The following is a 15,335-nucleotide window of genomic DNA, read 5'->3' on the forward strand; positions in this document are numbered from 1 at the left end:
AAATGGCAAGAGAGTTCTCCTTAGAAAACACTCGTAATATTGGTATCATGGCACATATCGATGCTGGTAAAACGACTACAACTGAGCGTGTACTTTATTACACTGGTCGTATCCACAAAATTGGTGAAACTCACGAAGGTGCATCTCAAATGGACTGGATGGAGCAAGAACAAGAGCGTGGAATTACCATTACATCAGCTGCAACAACTGCACAATGGAAAGGTAACCGTGTAAACATTATCGATACTCCAGGGCACGTAGACTTCACAGTTGAAGTTGAACGTTCTCTACGTGTACTTGATGGTGCTGTTGCAGTACTTGATGCTCAATCAGGTGTTGAGCCACAAACAGAAACAGTTTGGCGTCAAGCAACAACTTACGGTGTACCTCGTGTAGTATTCGTAAACAAAATGGATAAAATTGGGGCAGACTTCCTTTATTCATTAAAAACTTTACATGATCGTTTACAAGCAAACGCTCATGCAATCCAACTACCGATTGGTGCTGAAGATCAATTCGAAGGTATCATTGATTTAGTTGAAATGAAAGCGACTTTCTACGGAAATGACCTTGGTACAGATATTCAAGAACGTGAAATTCCAGAAGAGTACAAAGAGTTAGCTGATGAATACCATGAGAAATTGGTTGAAGCAGTAGCTGAACTTGATGAAGAACTTATGGAAAAATATCTTGGTGGTGAAGAAATCACTACTGATGAGTTAAAGGCTGCTATCCGTAAAGGTACAGTTAACGTTGAATTCTATCCAGTAATCTGTGGATCTGCTTTCAAAAACAAAGGTGTTCAAAAAATGCTTGATGCTGTAATCGAGTACTTACCATCACCATTAGATGTACCTGCAATTAAAGGTACAGCTCCTGATTCTGATGAAGTAATTGAAAAGCATTCAAGTGATGATGAACCATTTGCAGCTCTTGCGTTTAAAGTAATGACAGACCCATTTGTTGGTAAACTGACATTTTTCCGTGTATATTCTGGTACATTGAGCTCAGGTTCATATGTACAAAACTCTACAAAAGGCAAACGTGAGCGTGTAGGACGTATCCTACAGATGCATGCAAACAGCCGTCAAGAGATTACAGAAGTATATGCTGGTGATATCGCAGCAGCTGTAGGTTTAAAAGATACTACAACTGGAGATACTCTATGTGATGAAAAAGATTTAGTAATCTTAGAGTCCATGGAATTCCCAGAACCAGTTATCGAATTGTCTATCGAGCCAAAATCAAAAGCTGACCAAGACAAAATGACAACTGCTCTACAAAAATTACAAGAAGAAGATCCAACATTCCGTGCACATACTAACCAGGAAACTGGTCAGGTTATCATTGCAGGTATGGGTGAACTTCACTTAGATATTCTTGTAGACCGTATGCGTCGTGAATTCAAGGTTGAGGCTAATGTTGGTGCTCCTCAGGTTGCTTATCGTGAAACATTCCGTTCTTCTGCAGCAGTTGAAGGGAAATTCACTCGTCAATCTGGTGGTCGTGGACAATATGGTCACGTTTGGATTGAGTTTGCACCAAACGAAGAAGGTAAAGGATTCGAATTTGAAAATGCTATCGTCGGTGGTGTTGTTCCTCGTGAATACATTGCTCCAGTTCAAGCTGGTCTAGAAGATGCATTACAAAGAGGAGTACTTGCTGGTTATCCATTGGTAGATATCAAAGCTAAATTATTTGATGGATCATACCATGATGTTGACTCATCTGAAATGGCGTTCAAAATCGCTGCTTCAATGGCATTGAAAAATGCAGCATCTAAATGTAATCCTGTAATTCTTGAGCCTGTTATGAAAGTAGAAGTTATCATTCCGGAAGAATACATGGGTGATATCATGGGTAACATTACTTCACGTCGTGGACGTGTTGAAGGTATGGAAGCTCGTGGTAACGCACAAGTAGTTCGTGCAATGGTTCCACTTTCTGAAATGTTTGGTTATGCTACGACATTACGTTCAAGCACGCAAGGTCGTGGGGTATTCTCAATGGTGTTCGATCATTATGAAGAAGTACCAAAATCAATCTCTGAAGAGATCATCAAAAAAAATAAAGGGTAATTGTTGATTTTACCTTTTTAATGAAGTATAACTACTATGTAAGCAATAAAGCTGTGATGAATATTCACAGCTCTATAAAAATACTTAATTTTTTTAAAATCAAAGGAGGATTTTCCTAATGGCAAAAGCTAAATACGATCGTTCTAAGCCACACGTAAATATTGGAACTATTGGTCACGTTGACCATGGTAAAACTACATTAACAGCTGCTATCACAACTGTACTTTCTAAAGTGGGTGGCGGTGAAGCACGCGGATATGATCAAATCGACGCTGCTCCAGAAGAGCGCGAGCGTGGAATTACAATCTCAACTGCACACGTTGAGTATGAAACAGCTACTCGTCACTATGCACACGTTGACTGCCCAGGACATGCTGACTATGTTAAAAACATGATCACTGGTGCTGCTCAAATGGATGGCGGTATCTTAGTAGTATCAGCTACTGATGGTCCTATGCCACAAACTCGTGAGCACATTCTTCTTTCTCGTCAAGTTGGTGTACCTCACTTAGTAGTATTCTTAAACAAATGTGATATGGTTGATGATGAAGAACTATTAGAATTAGTAGAAATGGAAGTACGTGACCTATTATCAGAATATGAATTCCCTGGTGATGATATTCCTGTAATCAAAGGTTCAGCTCTTAAAGCTCTTGAAGGTGAAGCTGCTTGGGAAGAAAAAATCACTGAGCTTATGGCTGCAGTTGACGAATATATCCCAACACCAACTCGTGATACTGACAAACCATTCATGATGCCAGTTGAGGATGTATTCTCTATCACTGGTCGTGGTACAGTTGCTACTGGTCGTGTTGAGCGTGGACAAGTTAAAGTTGGTGACGTTGTAGACATCATCGGTTTAGCTGAAGAGAAAAAATCAACTACTGTAACTGGTGTTGAAATGTTCCGTAAATTACTTGATTATGCTGAAGCTGGAGATAACATCGGTGCACTTCTTCGTGGGGTTGCTCGTGAAGATATCCAACGTGGTCAAGTATTAGCAAAACCAGGTACTATTACTCCACACGTAAAATTCAAAGCTGAAGTTTACGTATTATCAAAAGAAGAAGGTGGACGTCATACTCCATTCTTCACAAACTACCGTCCTCAGTTCTACTTCCGTACAACTGACGTAACTGGTATTTGTAACTTACCTGAAGGTGTAGAAATGGTTATGCCTGGCGATAACATCGAAATGGATGTTGAATTAATTTCTTCTATCGCTATTGAAGAAGGAACTAAATTCTCAATCCGTGAAGGTGGACGTACAGTAGGCGCTGGTGTAGTTGCTACTATCGTTGAGTAATAACATTTAAAAAAACAAGCTGATTCGTCAGCTTGTTTTTTTGCGCTTAAAAGTAAGTAATCTATGAAAAGAATACTAGGATCAAATAAGTAAGTTAAACAACTCCTTTATTAGAATGAAAGGTATTTAATGTAATAATAAGTATAAGTGTTTACTATTGAAATAATTAGCTATAATAGATAAAAGTATTTATATAGAAGGAAATAGATTTTCCATAATCTTTCTATTTAAACAGCAATCCATTTTTGTTAGAATAAAAAAGTCGCAAAATGATTGGTTCGATTGAAAGATCATTAGCGTCTAATTGACTGACTATTGTACATTGGGTTGAAATATCAGCTTAGAATATGTATAATAATCTGAGTGTACTAAAACGAAAGAAAAATAATAAATGTTGTTGCTTTTCTAGGCGTTTTTATGTATAATAGACAATGTTGGTCTTTGACTGCGATGATGCGGGAGGTTGCTGACACACCCGGCCGCTTTGCCATGGCGAGTGTGTGGGAAATTCCTGCGGAGAATGTCTATTCTAAAATAGGCGAAAAGGAGGGAAAATAATGGCAAAACAAAAAATTCGTATTCGTTTAAAAGCGTATGATCATAGAATTTTAGATCAATCAGCAGAGAAAATCGTTGAAACTGCAAAACGTTCTGGTGCTGCTGTATCTGGACCGATTCCGTTACCAACAGAAAAGTCTATATACACTATCCTACGTGCGGTTCATAAATATAAAGATTCTCGTGAACAATTTGAAATGCGTACGCATAAACGTCTAATCGACATCGTGAACCCAACTCCACAAACAGTTGATTCACTAATGCGTCTGGATTTACCATCAGGTGTAGATATCGAAATTAAATTATAATTGAAATAAACATTTAAACTATCAGGAGGTGTGACTTAAATGACCAAAGGAATCTTAGGAAGAAAAATAGGTATGACTCAAGTATTTGCTGAAAATGGCAACCTTATCCCTGTAACAGTAGTTGAAGCTGCTGAGAATATTGTTCTTCAAAAGAAAACTGTTGAAGCTGATGGCTATACAGCAGTTCAAATCGGTTTTGAAAACAAACGTGAAAAGTTAGCTAATAAACCTGAACAAGGGCATGTTGCTAAAGCAAGTACTGCTCCTAAGCGCTTCGTTCGTGAATTCAGAGATGTTAGCGTGGATGAGTATGAGGTTGGTCAAGAAGTCAAAGTAAGTATTTTCGCAGAAGGCGATGTAGTAGATGTAACAGGTATCTCTAAAGGGAAAGGTTTCCAAGGTTCAATCAAGCGCCATGGACAATCACGTGGACCAATGGCTCACGGATCTCGTTATCATCGTCGCCCAGGTTCAATGGGACCTGTTGCACCAAACCGTGTATTTAAAGGGAAAGCATTACCTGGTCGTATGGGTGGAGAACAAATCACAGTTCAAAACTTAGAAATCGTTAAAGTAGATACAGAACGCAATCTTCTATTAATTAAAGGTAATGTACCTGGAGCAAGAAAAGCTTTATTAAAAATCAAAACTGCTGTTAAAGCATAATTATTAATCTGGAAAGGAGGAAATAAGAATGCCTAAAGTTGCATTATTCAACCAAGACGGTACGCAAGCTGGAGATATCGAATTAAATGAATCAGTATTTGGTATCGAGCCTAACAATCATGTTTTATTTGAAGCTGTTGTTATGCAAAGAGCTTCATTACGTCAAGGAACTCATAAAACTAAAATTCGTTCTGAGGTTGCTGGTGGTGGACGTAAGCCATGGCGCCAAAAGGGTACAGGACGTGCACGTCAAGGATCTATCAGATCTCCACAATGGCGTGGTGGTGGAACAGTATTTGGACCAGTTCCACGTAGCTATAGCTACAAACTACCTAAAAAGGTTCGTAGACTAGCAATTAAATCTGCATTATCTGCTAAAGTATTAGAAGAAAATATTTTAGTATTACAAAGCCTTGCTTTTGATGCACCTAAAACGAAAGAATTCAAAGCGGTACTAGGTAATCTTTCTGTTGAAAAGAAAGCATTAATCGTTACAGCTGATCTTGATGAGAACGTAGCATTATCTGCTCGTAACATCCCGGGGGTAACAGTTGTTACTGCTACTGGAATTACAGTTTTAGATGTTTTAAACCATGATAAATTAATCATGACAAAAGCAGCGGTTGAAAAAGTAGAGGAGGTGCTTGCATAATGGATGCACGCGATACGATTAAGCGCCCCGTTATCACTGAACGTTCTACTGATTTAATGGTTGACAAAAAATACACGTTTGAAGTTGATGTAAGAGCTAATAAAACTCAAGTTAAAGATGCAGTTGAAGAAATCTTTGGCGTTAAAGTTGAAAAAGTAAACATCATGAACTATAAAGGTAAATTCAAACGTATGGGACGTTTTGGTGGATACACAAACAAACGTCGTAAGGCAATTGTTAAATTAACAGCTGACAGCAAAGAAATCGAATTCTTTGAAGCTTAATAATAATATTTAGAAGAGGAGGGAACACAAATGGCGATTAAAAAATATAAACCTACCTCCAATGGTCGACGTAACATGACGTCTTCTGACTTTAGTGAAATCACTACAAGTACTCCAGAAAAGTCATTGCTTGCTCCTTTACACAGAAAAGGCGGCCGTAATAACCAAGGTAAGTTAACTGTTCGTCATCAAGGTGGAGGTCATAAGCGTCAATATCGTGTTATCGATTTTAAACGTGACAAAGATGGCATTCCAGGACGCGTTGCTACAATTGAGTATGATCCAAACAGATCTGCTAACATCGCGCTAATCAATTATGTAGATGGTGAAAAACGCTACATTCTTGCACCTAAAAATTTAGAAGTTGGATTAGAAGTTATGTCAGGACCTGAGGCTGATATCAAGCCGGGTAATGCATTACCACTTGCTAACATTCCAGTTGGTACAGTAATCCACAACATCGAGTTAAAGCCAGGTAAAGGTGGACAATTAGTTCGCTCTGCTGGAACAAGCGCTCAAGTGCTTGGTAAAGAAGGTAAATACGTACTTGTACGTTTAAACTCTGGTGAAGTTCGTTTAATCCTTGCTACATGCCGTGCTTCTATCGGTCAAGTTGGTAATGAACAACACGAACTAATCAACATTGGTAAAGCAGGTCGTAATCGTTGGTTAGGTAAACGCCCAACTGTACGTGGATCTGTAATGAACCCTAATGACCATCCACATGGTGGTGGTGAAGGACGCGCTCCAATCGGACGTAAATCACCAATGTCTCCTTGGGGTAAACCAACACTTGGTTACAAAACGCGTAGCAAGAAGAATAAATCTGATAAATTTATTGTACGTAGCCGTAAAAAATAACGGGGTTGAACTACGGTTCAATGATAGAACCGTAGAACAATCACGAAGGGAGGTTCCATTATGGGTCGCAGCTTAAAAAAAGGACCTTTTGTTGATGATCATTTACTAACAAAGATCGAAAAATTAAGTGATAGTGATAAGAAGCAAGTTGTTAAAACTTGGTCTCGTCGTTCTACGATCTTCCCACAATTCATCGGTCAAACAATCGCTGTTTATGATGGTCGTAAACATGTGCCAGTTTATGTTACTGAAGACATGGTAGGTCACAAACTTGGAGAATTTGCTCCAACTCGTACTTACAAAGGTCATGCAAGTGACGATAAGAAAACAAGACGTTAATGAGAGGAGGGCATTCCAATGCAAGCAAAAGCTGTTGCAAATACAGTTCGTATTGCTCCTCGTAAAGCTCGTTTAGTCGTAGATTTAATTCGAGGAAAGCAAGTTGGTGAAGCGGTAGCTATTTTGAAGTTAACTCCAAAGGCAGCTTCTCCAATCGTAGAGAAAGTTCTAAAATCTGCTGTTGCTAATGCAGAGCATAACTACGAAATGGATATTAATAACCTAGTGGTTGAGCAAGCATATGTTAATGAGGGACCAACTCTAAAGAGATTTCGTCCACGTGCACAAGGTCGTGCAAGTCAAATTAACAAACGCACTAGCCATATTACTATCGTTTTATCAGAAAAGAAGGAGGGGTAATTAGTGGGTCAAAAAGTAAATCCAGTCGGTTTACGTGTTGGGATCATTCGTGACTGGGAATCTAAATGGTTCGCAGGTAAAGACTATGCTGATCTTTTACACGAAGACCTAAAGGTACGTGAGTATATTACAAAACGCCTAAGCGATGCTTCTGTTTCTAAAGTAGAAATCGAGCGTGCAGCAAACCGCTTAAATGTTACTATCCACACTGCTAAACCAGGTATGGTTATTGGTAAAGGTGGTACAGAAGTTGAAGCTTTACGTAAAGCTCTTAACTCACTTACTGGCAAACGTGTACACATCAATATCTTAGAAATTAAAAGAGCAGACATGGATGCTAAACTAGTTGCTGAGAACATTGCTCGTCAATTAGAAAATCGTGTTTCCTTCCGTCGTGCTCAAAAACAAGCGATCCAACGCTCAATGCGCTCTGGAGCTAAAGGTATTAAAACAATGGTATCAGGTCGTCTAGGTGGCGCAGATATCGCACGTTCAGAGTCTTATAGCGAAGGAACTGTTCCATTGCACACTCTACGCGCAGATATCGATTATGCAACTGCTGAAGCTGATACAACTTATGGTAAATTAGGTGTAAAAGTTTGGATCTATCGTGGAGAGATCCTTCCAACGAAGAAGAAAACTGAGGAAGGAGGCAAATAATATGTTACTACCTAAACGTGTAAAATATCGTCGTGTACACCGTGGTAAAATGCGTGGTCAAGCAAAAGGTGGTACAGAAGTTGCATTCGGTGAATATGGTCTACAATCTTTAGAAGCTTCTTGGATTACAAACCGTCAAATCGAATCTGCTCGTATTGCAATGACACGTTATATGAAACGTGGCGGTAAAGTTTGGATTAAAATTTTCCCACATAAGCCTTACACTGCTAAGCCTCTAGAAGTCCGAATGGGTTCCGGTAAGGGTGCTCCTGAAGGTTGGGTTGCAGTAGTTAAGCCTGGAAAAATATTGTTCGAAGTTGCTGGTGTATCTGAAGAGATCGCTCGTGAAGCACTTCGTCTTGCAGCGCACAAACTTCCTGTTAAATGTAAGTTTGTAAAACGTGAAGAAATTGGTGGTGAAACTAATGAAAGCTAATGAAATTCGTGACCTTACCACTGCTGAAATTGAACAAAAAGTTAAATCCTTAAAAGAAGAGCTTTTCAACCTTCGCTTTCAATTAGCGACTGGACAACTTGAAAATACAGCTCGCATTCGTGAAGTACGCAAAGCGATCGCTCGAATGAAAACTGTCATTCGTGAGAGAGAAATCGGCGTCAATAATCGATAAGTTGAGAGGAGGTTCGTAGAATGAGCGAACGCAATCAACGCAAAGTCTATACTGGTCGTGTTGTATCTGATAAAATGGATAAAACCATTACAGTTGTTGTTGAAACATACAAAAAACACCCACTATACGGCAAACGCGTGAAATACTCTAAGAAGTATAAAGCTCATGATGAGCAAAACACAGCAAAAACTGGCGATATCGTACGTATTATGGAAACTCGCCCATTATCAGCTACAAAACGTTTCCGTCTTGTAGAAGTAGTAGAAAAAGCAGTTATTATATAATTGTTCGGAATTAAGCATCCCGAAGGGAGGTTACACACATGATTCAACAAGAATCACGTTTGAAAGTTGCTGACAACTCTGGTGCTCGTGAAGTACTTACTATTAAAGTTCTTGGTGGTTCAGGACGTAAAACTGCAAACATCGGTGATATCATCGTTGTTACTGTGAAACAAGCAACACCAGGTGGCGTTGTTAAAAAAGGTGAAGTAGTAAAAGCAGTAGTCGTTAGAACTAAAAGTGGTGTTCGTCGTGCTGACGGTACTTACATTCGTTTCGATGAAAACGCATGTGTAATTATCCGTGATGATAAGAGTCCACGTGGAACACGTATCTTTGGACCAGTTGCACGCGAACTTCGCGACAATAACTTTATGAAGATTGTATCATTAGCTCCAGAAGTACTATAATATAAATTTTAATTGCCTTTAAGGAGGTGCGAAAAGATGCATGTAAAAAAAGGTGACAAAGTAATGGTCATCTCTGGTAAGGATAAAGGTAAAACAGGTGTTGTTCTTGCTGCATTCCCTAAGAAAGATCGTGTGATCGTTGAAGGGATTAATATTGTTAAGAAGCACTCTAAGCCATCCCAGTTGAATCCACAAGGTGGAATCAATGACCAGGAAGCCGCTATTCATGTATCCAACGTTATGCCTATCGACCCTAAAACTGGTGAACCTACTCGTGTAGGATCAAAAACGGTTGATGGTAAAAAAGTTCGCGTAGCGAAAAAATCCGGTGAAATTCTAGATAAATAGTTCAAATGAAGAAGGGAGGTACAATGAATGAACCGCCTAAAAGAAAAATTTGTTAAAGAAACTACTCCTGCTCTTATGAGCAAGTTCAATTATAAATCAGTTATGGAAGTTCCAAAACTGGAAAAAATCGTGGTTAACATGGGCGTTGGTGATGCTGTAGCGAATGCTAAAGCATTAGACGTTGCTGTTGAAGAATTAGCACAAATTACTGGTCAAAAACCATTAATCACTCGTGCGAAAAAATCAATCGCAGGTTTCCGTCTACGTGAAGGAATGCCAATCGGAGCAAAAGTTACTCTTCGTGGAGAACGCATGTATCAATTCCTTGATAAACTTGTATCTGTTTCTCTTCCACGTGTACGTGACTTCCGTGGTGTATCTAAAAAATCATTTGATGGTCGCGGTAACTACACTTTAGGTGTAAAAGAACAATTAATTTTCCCTGAAATTGATTACGATAAAGTAAACAAAGTAAGAGGAATGGATATTGTTATTGTTACAACTGCAAACACAGATGAAGAAGCTCGTGAACTGTTAACTCAATTTGGAATGCCGTTCCAAAAGTAATCTCTAATTAGAGGGAGGCGAAGATGTGGCTAAGAAGTCAATGATTGCGAAACAAAAACGCACGCCTAAATATAAAGTACAAGAATACACACGTTGCGAACGTTGTGGTCGTCCACATTCTGTGTACCGTAAATTTAAGCTTTGCCGTATTTGTTTCCGCGAATTAGCGTATAAGGGACAAATTCCTGGTGTGAAAAAAGCTAGCTGGTAAAACCCGATATTGGGAAGGAGGTAAATACAAATGGTTATGACAGATCCAATTGCAGATTTGCTTACAAGAATCCGTAATGCGAATATGGTTCGTCACGAAAAATTAGAAGTTCCTGCTTCTAACATCAAAAAAGAGATCGCCGAAATTTTAAAGCGTGAAGGTTTTGTACGTGATGTAGAATATATCGAAGACAACAAACAAGGTATTATCCGCATTTTCTTAAAATACGGTTCAAGCAACGAGCGTGTAATAACTGGACTTAAAAGAATTAGTAAACCTGGTCTTCGTGTTTATGCGAAAGCAACAGAAGTACCTCGTGTATTAAACGGTCTTGGAATTGCATTAGTTTCTACTTCTCAAGGAGTACTTACTGATAAAGAAGCTCGTGCGAAACAAGTTGGCGGAGAAGTATTAGCATACGTTTGGTAATAATAGGTTTAATGAATGGAGGTGCAACTAAATGTCTCGTGTAGGTAAAAAACCAATCGAAGTACCAGCAGGCGTTACAGTTACTATTGATAAAAGTACTGTAACGGTGAAAGGTCCTAAAGGTGAATTAACTCGTACTTTTAATTCTGATATTGCGATCAACTTAGAAGAAAACGTGATTAATGTAACTCGTCCTTCAGATGTGAAGGAACATCGTGCATTACATGGAACAACTCGCGCATTGTTATCAAACATGGTTGAGGGTGTTTCAAAAGGCTTTGAAAGAGGTCTTGAATTAATCGGTGTCGGGTACCGTGCTCAAAAACAAGGAAGCAAACTTGTGTTGAACGTAGGTTACTCTCATCCAGTAGAAATCGAACCAGAAGCTGGTATTGAAATCGAAGTACCATCTGCTACGAAAGTAGTTGTAAAAGGAACTAGTAAAGAGCGTGTTGGAGCACTTGCTGCTAACATCCGTGATGTTCGCCCACCAGAACCTTATAAAGGTAAAGGTATCCGTTATGAAGGCGAATATGTACGTAGAAAAGAAGGTAAAACTGGTAAGTAATGCCGCATAGGTAAACGAAAGGAGTGACCTAAATGATTACGAAGGCTGATAAAAATCAAGTCCGTAGAAAAAGACACGCACGTGTGCGTTCTAAACTTAGCGGAACTGAAGCTCGTCCTCGTTTAAATGTGTTCCGTTCAAACAAACACATTTACGCTCAACTAATTGATGATGTTAAAGGTGTAACAATCGCAAGTGCATCTTCATTAGATAAAGAGCTTAACCTTGAATCTACTGGTAATTTAGAAGCTGCAGTTAAGATCGGTGAATTAGTAGCGAAACGTGCAGTAGAAAAAGGAATTAAATCAGTAGTATTTGACCGCGGAGGATATTTATATCATGGTCGCGTTAAAGCTTTAGCTGATGCTGCTCGTGAGAACGGCCTAGAATTTTAATAGACAAAGGAGGGACATAAAAAGATGCGTCGTATTGATCCAAACAAACTTGAACTTGAAGAACGCGTAGTTACAGTTAACCGTGTAGCGAAAGTTGTTAAAGGTGGACGTCGTTTTCGTTTCTCTGCTCTAGTAGTAGTTGGGGACAAAAATGGTAACGTTGGTTTTGGTACTGGTAAAGCTCAAGAAGTACCAGATGCTATTCGCAAAGCGGTTGAAGATGCGAAGAAAAATCTTATTGAAGTACCAATGGTTGGTACAACAATTCCACACGAAATTATCGGACATTTCGGAGCTGGTGAAATCCTATTAAAGCCTGCTTCAGAAGGTACTGGGGTTATCGCTGGTGGTCCAGTACGTGCTGTGCTTGAACTAGCTGGTGTAGCTGATATCTTATCTAAGTCATTAGGTACAAACACACCAATTAACATGGTTCGTGCTACTTTAGACGGTTTAAAACAATTAAAACGTGCTGAAGACGTAGCAAAGTTACGTGGAAAATCAGTAGAAGAACTGTTAGGATAAGGAGGGAAATTAGATGGCAAACAAACTGGAAATTACCCTCACTAAAAGCGTAATTGGTCGTCCGCAAGACCAACGCGAAACAGTTAAAGCTTTAGGATTACGTAAAGTAAATCAAACAGTTGTTCAACAAGATAATGCTGCTATTCGCGGTATGATCAATAAAGTATCACATCTTGTAACTGTATCAGAAAATTAAAAATCATTCTTCTTCAAATAAGGAGGTGCCAAAATGAAACTTCATGAATTAAAACCTGCAGAAGGTTCTCGTCAAGAACGCAAACGCAAAGGGCGCGGTATCGGTTCAGGTAATGGTAAAACTGCTGGTAAAGGTCATAAAGGTCAAAATGCACGTTCAGGTGGGGGTGTAAGACCAGGATTCGAAGGTGGTCAAACTCCTTTATTCCGTCGTTTACCAAAACGTGGTTTTACTAATATCAACCGTAAAGAATACGCTATTGTTAATTTAGATACTCTAAATCGTTTTGAAGATGGAACTGAAGTAACTCCAGAACTTCTTATCGAAACAGGAGTTGTTAGTAACGAGAGAGCAGGAATTAAAATTCTTGCAAAAGGCAACGTAGAGAAAAAGCTTACTGTTAAAGCTCACAAATTCTCCTCTGCTGCTAAGGAAGCTATTGAAGCTGCCGGCGGTCAAACAGAGGTGATCTGATGTTTAAGACAATCTCCAATTTTATGCGCGTGGGTGAAATAAGACGAAAAATCATATTCACCCTATTAATGTTGATTATATTTCGTTTAGGTACTTTTATTCCTGTACCTTATGTAAATGCAGACTTCTTAAAAGCACAAGATGCTTTCAGTGCCTTCGGAATTTTAAATACTTTCGGTGGTGGGGCACTTAAAAACTTTTCTATTCTTGCAATGGGGATCATGCCATATATTACAGCATCCATTATTGTAAGCTTATTACAAATGGATGTTGTTCCAAAATTTACGGAATGGTCAAAGCAGGGTGAGGCTGGGCGTAGAAAGCTGACACAATTTACGCGTTACTTTACAATCGTTCTAGCTCTTATCCAAGGCTTTGGTATGTCATATGGTTTTAATAATCTTGCAGGTGGTGCACTGATTACAAAACCTGGATTTGCATCCTATCTAGTTATTTCTATTGTATTAACAGCAGGAACTGCCTTTTTAATGTGGTTAGGTGAACTAATTACTTCTAAAGGTGTTGGAAATGGTATATCTATTATCATTTTTGCTGGTATTGCTGCAGGAATTCCTTCAATGGCTAATCAAATCTATGCACAGCAGTTTGACAATCCAGGTGATCAATTATTTCTCAATATTGTAAAGCTAGCTTTAATTATTATAGCTGTCGTTGCAATTGTAGTTGGGGTAATTTTTATCCAGCAAGCTCTTAGAAAGATACCGATTCAATATGCAAAAAGAATGGTAAATGGTAATAGCAGCGCAGGCGGACAATCAACACATTTACCGTTGAAAGTAAACTCTGCTGGTGTTATTCCAGTTATCTTTGCAGTTTCCTTCTTGGTAACTCCAAGAACAATTGCATCGTTCTTACCGCAAAATGACGTTACTTCCTTGATACAAAGAGTATTTGATTATACTCATCCAATAGGAATGATTATATATACAGTGTTAATTATTGCGTTTACTTATTTCTATGCTTTCATTCAGGTGAACCCAGAACAAGTTTCTGAAAACCTGAAGAAACAAGGTGGATATATCCCAGGTATTCGTCCTGGTAAAAGTACGCAAGAATATTTGTCACGTGTTCTATCTCGTTTAACATTAGTTGGAGCTCTATTCTTAGCCATTATTGCTATACTACCTGTATTTTTTATTAATATTGCAGGACTTCCACAATCTGCACAGATCGGTGGAACAAGTATTATAATTGTGGTTGGGGTTGCATTGGAGACAATGAAGCAATTAGAATCTCAACTAGTTAAACGACACTATAAAGGTTTTATTAAATAGTATAATTTAGGGGACGTTTGTCCCTTGAATTTTATGTAAGAGAACTTGAGGGGGAATACGCATGAATTTAGTCTTAATGGGGCTCCCTGGCGCAGGTAAAGGTACTCAAGCTGAGAAGATTGTCGAGAAATATGACATCCCTCATATCTCAACTGGCGACATGTTCCGTGCGGCTATGAAAGACGAAACAGAACTTGGACTTAAGGCAAAATCTTTTATGGATAAAGGTGAACTTGTACCTGATGAAGTTACAATCGGTATTGTTCGCGAAAGACTTAGCAAGGATGACTGTGAAAAAGGCTTTCTTTTAGATGGTTTTCCTCGTACTGTTCCTCAAGCAGAAGCTTTAGAAAATATTTTGTCTGATTTAAATAAGAAATTAGACTTTTGTATCAATGTTCAAGTGGATAAAGAGATCTTAATGGAGCGTTTAACAGGACGCCGCATTTGTAAAAGCTGTGGTGCAACCTATCATTTAGTATTTAATCCGCCATCTAAGCCAGATACTTGTGATCGTTGTGGCGGCGAATTATACCAACGTGCTGATGATAATGAAGCAACTGTTAAAAATCGCTTAGAAGTTAATATTAAGCAATCTAAACCATTACTTGATTTCTATGAGTCAAAAGGCTATCTTCGTAACATTAATGGTCAACAAGATATTAATAAAGTTTTCGTAGATCTTGATGCACTACTAAGTACTTTAAAATAAAAGTGACTTTTGCTTTGACTAATCTGTTATCTAGCATGGAAATGAATCAGAGATAATAAATAGAAGAATTGGGATGAAATGGCTGAGGAGTTTATTCCTAAACATGATGCATTTCCTTTTTTCAAAAGGTATAATAATTTTCATGGTTATATCTGTAACAAAAAAAGCATAACCGTGTTATTTTGACATGTTTATCTTCGTTAAAAGATTAATCAATTTAGAT

At 38.6% G+C, this 15,335-nt stretch carries 25 protein-coding genes; all 25 read left to right on the top strand.

The genetic code is table 11. The annotated features are described in order from the left end of the window. Positions 1-2 precede the first annotated feature (2 nt). The 25 genes from fusA (at position 3) to ACTQ5K_RS13025 (ending at position 15,112) form a co-directional block, all read left to right on the top strand. Positions 3-2,078, top strand: a complete 2,076-nt coding sequence (fusA, locus tag ACTQ5K_RS12905) for an elongation factor G (protein WP_031537896.1) — start codon at positions 3-5, stop codon at positions 2,076-2,078. Between the two features lie 118 nt (positions 2,079-2,196). Next, positions 2,197-3,384 (top strand): elongation factor Tu, encoded by a 1,188-nt coding sequence (gene tuf, locus ACTQ5K_RS12910; RefSeq protein WP_031537897.1) that lies wholly within the window; start codon positions 2,197-2,199, stop codon positions 3,382-3,384. A gap of 557 nt (positions 3,385-3,941) precedes the next feature. Then, positions 3,942-4,250, top strand: coding sequence for a 30S ribosomal protein S10 (gene rpsJ, locus ACTQ5K_RS12915; RefSeq protein ID WP_009336571.1), 309 nt, complete (start codon positions 3,942-3,944; stop codon positions 4,248-4,250). A 39-nt stretch (positions 4,251-4,289) separates the two neighbouring features. Continuing rightward, positions 4,290-4,916: a 50S ribosomal protein L3 gene (gene rplC, locus ACTQ5K_RS12920; protein WP_048717899.1), complete on the top strand. Its 627-nt coding sequence runs from the start codon at positions 4,290-4,292 to the stop codon at positions 4,914-4,916. 28 nt (positions 4,917-4,944) lie between these two features. After that, a complete protein-coding gene (gene rplD, locus ACTQ5K_RS12925) occupies positions 4,945-5,568 on the top strand; it encodes a 50S ribosomal protein L4 (protein WP_031537900.1) in 624 nt (207 codons plus the stop codon). Further along, positions 5,568-5,852: a 50S ribosomal protein L23 gene (gene rplW / locus ACTQ5K_RS12930; protein WP_016204560.1), complete on the top strand. Its 285-nt coding sequence runs from the start codon at positions 5,568-5,570 to the stop codon at positions 5,850-5,852. Before rplD ends, rplW begins: the two co-directional genes overlap by 1 nt. A gap of 30 nt (positions 5,853-5,882) precedes the next feature. Next, positions 5,883-6,713, top strand: a complete 831-nt coding sequence (gene rplB / locus ACTQ5K_RS12935) for a 50S ribosomal protein L2 (protein ID WP_016204561.1) — start codon at positions 5,883-5,885, stop codon at positions 6,711-6,713. 60 nt (positions 6,714-6,773) lie between these two features. Further along, positions 6,774-7,052: a 30S ribosomal protein S19 gene (gene rpsS / locus ACTQ5K_RS12940; RefSeq protein WP_016204562.1), complete on the top strand. Its 279-nt coding sequence runs from the start codon at positions 6,774-6,776 to the stop codon at positions 7,050-7,052. Positions 7,053-7,070: 18 nt separating this feature from the next. Continuing rightward, positions 7,071-7,412 carry a 50S ribosomal protein L22 gene (gene rplV, locus ACTQ5K_RS12945; protein ID WP_016204563.1) on the top strand — a complete coding sequence of 114 codons (342 nt, stop codon included), beginning with the start codon at positions 7,071-7,073 and terminating at the stop codon, positions 7,410-7,412. A 3-nt stretch (positions 7,413-7,415) separates the two neighbouring features. Next, the gene (gene rpsC / locus ACTQ5K_RS12950) at positions 7,416-8,072 is read left to right on the top strand and encodes a 30S ribosomal protein S3 (RefSeq protein ID WP_031537903.1); all 657 of its coding nucleotides are present in this window, start codon (positions 7,416-7,418) and stop codon (positions 8,070-8,072) included. A 1-nt stretch (position 8,073) separates the two neighbouring features. Beyond that, the gene (gene rplP, locus ACTQ5K_RS12955; protein ID WP_031537904.1) at positions 8,074-8,508 is read left to right on the top strand and encodes a 50S ribosomal protein L16; all 435 of its coding nucleotides are present in this window, start codon (positions 8,074-8,076) and stop codon (positions 8,506-8,508) included. Further along, entirely contained in the window at positions 8,498-8,701 is a 204-nt protein-coding gene (gene rpmC, locus ACTQ5K_RS12960) for a 50S ribosomal protein L29 (protein WP_003351417.1), read from the top strand. Before rplP ends, rpmC begins: the two co-directional genes overlap by 11 nt. A gap of 20 nt (positions 8,702-8,721) precedes the next feature. Continuing rightward, positions 8,722-8,985: a 30S ribosomal protein S17 gene (rpsQ, locus tag ACTQ5K_RS12965; RefSeq protein ID WP_031537905.1), complete on the top strand. Its 264-nt coding sequence runs from the start codon at positions 8,722-8,724 to the stop codon at positions 8,983-8,985. 38 nt (positions 8,986-9,023) lie between these two features. Next, positions 9,024-9,392, top strand: coding sequence for a 50S ribosomal protein L14 (rplN, locus tag ACTQ5K_RS12970; RefSeq protein WP_031537906.1), 369 nt, complete (start codon positions 9,024-9,026; stop codon positions 9,390-9,392). 36 nt (positions 9,393-9,428) lie between these two features. Continuing rightward, complete coding sequence (gene rplX / locus ACTQ5K_RS12975; RefSeq protein ID WP_016204568.1) at positions 9,429-9,740, top strand: 50S ribosomal protein L24; 312 nt, start codon at positions 9,429-9,431, stop codon at positions 9,738-9,740. A 27-nt stretch (positions 9,741-9,767) separates the two neighbouring features. Then, positions 9,768-10,307 (top strand): 50S ribosomal protein L5, encoded by a 540-nt coding sequence (gene rplE, locus ACTQ5K_RS12980; protein ID WP_031537907.1) that lies wholly within the window; start codon positions 9,768-9,770, stop codon positions 10,305-10,307. A gap of 25 nt (positions 10,308-10,332) precedes the next feature. Next, complete coding sequence (rpsN, locus tag ACTQ5K_RS12985; protein WP_009499044.1) at positions 10,333-10,518, top strand: 30S ribosomal protein S14; 186 nt, start codon at positions 10,333-10,335, stop codon at positions 10,516-10,518. A gap of 30 nt (positions 10,519-10,548) precedes the next feature. Next, positions 10,549-10,947: a 30S ribosomal protein S8 gene (gene rpsH, locus ACTQ5K_RS12990; RefSeq protein WP_016204570.1), complete on the top strand. Its 399-nt coding sequence runs from the start codon at positions 10,549-10,551 to the stop codon at positions 10,945-10,947. A 31-nt stretch (positions 10,948-10,978) separates the two neighbouring features. Continuing rightward, on the top strand, positions 10,979-11,515 hold the full coding sequence (rplF, locus tag ACTQ5K_RS12995; protein ID WP_031537908.1) for a 50S ribosomal protein L6: 537 nt from the start codon (positions 10,979-10,981) through the stop codon (positions 11,513-11,515). A 32-nt stretch (positions 11,516-11,547) separates the two neighbouring features. After that, complete coding sequence (gene rplR, locus ACTQ5K_RS13000) at positions 11,548-11,910, top strand: 50S ribosomal protein L18 (protein WP_031537909.1); 363 nt, start codon at positions 11,548-11,550, stop codon at positions 11,908-11,910. Between the two features lie 24 nt (positions 11,911-11,934). Then, positions 11,935-12,435, top strand: coding sequence for a 30S ribosomal protein S5 (rpsE, locus tag ACTQ5K_RS13005; protein ID WP_016204573.1), 501 nt, complete (start codon positions 11,935-11,937; stop codon positions 12,433-12,435). Between the two features lie 13 nt (positions 12,436-12,448). Continuing rightward, positions 12,449-12,631 carry a 50S ribosomal protein L30 gene (gene rpmD, locus ACTQ5K_RS13010; protein ID WP_031537910.1) on the top strand — a complete coding sequence of 61 codons (183 nt, stop codon included), beginning with the start codon at positions 12,449-12,451 and terminating at the stop codon, positions 12,629-12,631. 33 nt (positions 12,632-12,664) lie between these two features. Then, positions 12,665-13,105: a 50S ribosomal protein L15 gene (rplO, locus tag ACTQ5K_RS13015; RefSeq protein ID WP_031537912.1), complete on the top strand. Its 441-nt coding sequence runs from the start codon at positions 12,665-12,667 to the stop codon at positions 13,103-13,105. Further along, positions 13,105-14,400 carry a preprotein translocase subunit SecY gene (secY, locus tag ACTQ5K_RS13020; RefSeq protein WP_441993969.1) on the top strand — a complete coding sequence of 432 codons (1,296 nt, stop codon included), beginning with the start codon at positions 13,105-13,107 and terminating at the stop codon, positions 14,398-14,400. Before rplO ends, secY begins: the two co-directional genes overlap by 1 nt. 61 nt (positions 14,401-14,461) lie before the next feature. After that, positions 14,462-15,112: an adenylate kinase gene (locus ACTQ5K_RS13025; RefSeq protein WP_031537914.1), complete on the top strand. Its 651-nt coding sequence runs from the start codon at positions 14,462-14,464 to the stop codon at positions 15,110-15,112. Positions 15,113-15,335 lie beyond the last annotated feature (223 nt).

The organism is Niallia sp. Sow4_A1 (assembly GCF_052116745.1).
GTDB classification, from domain to species: Bacteria; Bacillota; Bacilli; order Bacillales; family Cytobacillaceae; genus Niallia; species Niallia hominis.

What these genes read in the sequence shown, in the direction of transcription:
- fusA (WP_031537896.1), top strand. Translation starts at nt 3, where the DNA reads ATGGCAAGAGAGTTCTCCTTAGAAAACACTCGTAATATTGGTATCATG.
- tuf (WP_031537897.1), top strand. Translation starts at nt 2,197, where the DNA reads ATGGCAAAAGCTAAATACGATCGTTCTAAGCCACACGTAAATATTGGA.
- rpsJ (WP_009336571.1), top strand. Translation starts at nt 3,942, where the DNA reads ATGGCAAAACAAAAAATTCGTATTCGTTTAAAAGCGTATGATCATAGA.
- rplC (WP_048717899.1), top strand. Translation starts at nt 4,290, where the DNA reads ATGACCAAAGGAATCTTAGGAAGAAAAATAGGTATGACTCAAGTATTT.
- rplD (WP_031537900.1), top strand. Translation starts at nt 4,945, where the DNA reads ATGCCTAAAGTTGCATTATTCAACCAAGACGGTACGCAAGCTGGAGAT.
- rplW (WP_016204560.1), top strand. Translation starts at nt 5,568, where the DNA reads ATGGATGCACGCGATACGATTAAGCGCCCCGTTATCACTGAACGTTCT.
- rplB (WP_016204561.1), top strand. Translation starts at nt 5,883, where the DNA reads ATGGCGATTAAAAAATATAAACCTACCTCCAATGGTCGACGTAACATG.
- rpsS (WP_016204562.1), top strand. Translation starts at nt 6,774, where the DNA reads ATGGGTCGCAGCTTAAAAAAAGGACCTTTTGTTGATGATCATTTACTA.
- rplV (WP_016204563.1), top strand. Translation starts at nt 7,071, where the DNA reads ATGCAAGCAAAAGCTGTTGCAAATACAGTTCGTATTGCTCCTCGTAAA.
- rplP (WP_031537904.1), top strand. Translation starts at nt 8,074, where the DNA reads ATGTTACTACCTAAACGTGTAAAATATCGTCGTGTACACCGTGGTAAA.
- rpmC (WP_003351417.1), top strand. Translation starts at nt 8,498, where the DNA reads ATGAAAGCTAATGAAATTCGTGACCTTACCACTGCTGAAATTGAACAA.
- rpsQ (WP_031537905.1), top strand. Translation starts at nt 8,722, where the DNA reads ATGAGCGAACGCAATCAACGCAAAGTCTATACTGGTCGTGTTGTATCT.
- rplN (WP_031537906.1), top strand. Translation starts at nt 9,024, where the DNA reads ATGATTCAACAAGAATCACGTTTGAAAGTTGCTGACAACTCTGGTGCT.
- rplX (WP_016204568.1), top strand. Translation starts at nt 9,429, where the DNA reads ATGCATGTAAAAAAAGGTGACAAAGTAATGGTCATCTCTGGTAAGGAT.
- rplE (WP_031537907.1), top strand. Translation starts at nt 9,768, where the DNA reads ATGAACCGCCTAAAAGAAAAATTTGTTAAAGAAACTACTCCTGCTCTT.
- rpsH (WP_016204570.1), top strand. Translation starts at nt 10,549, where the DNA reads ATGGTTATGACAGATCCAATTGCAGATTTGCTTACAAGAATCCGTAAT.
- rplF (WP_031537908.1), top strand. Translation starts at nt 10,979, where the DNA reads ATGTCTCGTGTAGGTAAAAAACCAATCGAAGTACCAGCAGGCGTTACA.
- rplR (WP_031537909.1), top strand. Translation starts at nt 11,548, where the DNA reads ATGATTACGAAGGCTGATAAAAATCAAGTCCGTAGAAAAAGACACGCA.
- rpsE (WP_016204573.1), top strand. Translation starts at nt 11,935, where the DNA reads ATGCGTCGTATTGATCCAAACAAACTTGAACTTGAAGAACGCGTAGTT.
- rpmD (WP_031537910.1), top strand. Translation starts at nt 12,449, where the DNA reads ATGGCAAACAAACTGGAAATTACCCTCACTAAAAGCGTAATTGGTCGT.
- rplO (WP_031537912.1), top strand. Translation starts at nt 12,665, where the DNA reads ATGAAACTTCATGAATTAAAACCTGCAGAAGGTTCTCGTCAAGAACGC.
- secY (WP_441993969.1), top strand. Translation starts at nt 13,105, where the DNA reads ATGTTTAAGACAATCTCCAATTTTATGCGCGTGGGTGAAATAAGACGA.
- ACTQ5K_RS13025 (WP_031537914.1), top strand. Translation starts at nt 14,462, where the DNA reads ATGAATTTAGTCTTAATGGGGCTCCCTGGCGCAGGTAAAGGTACTCAA.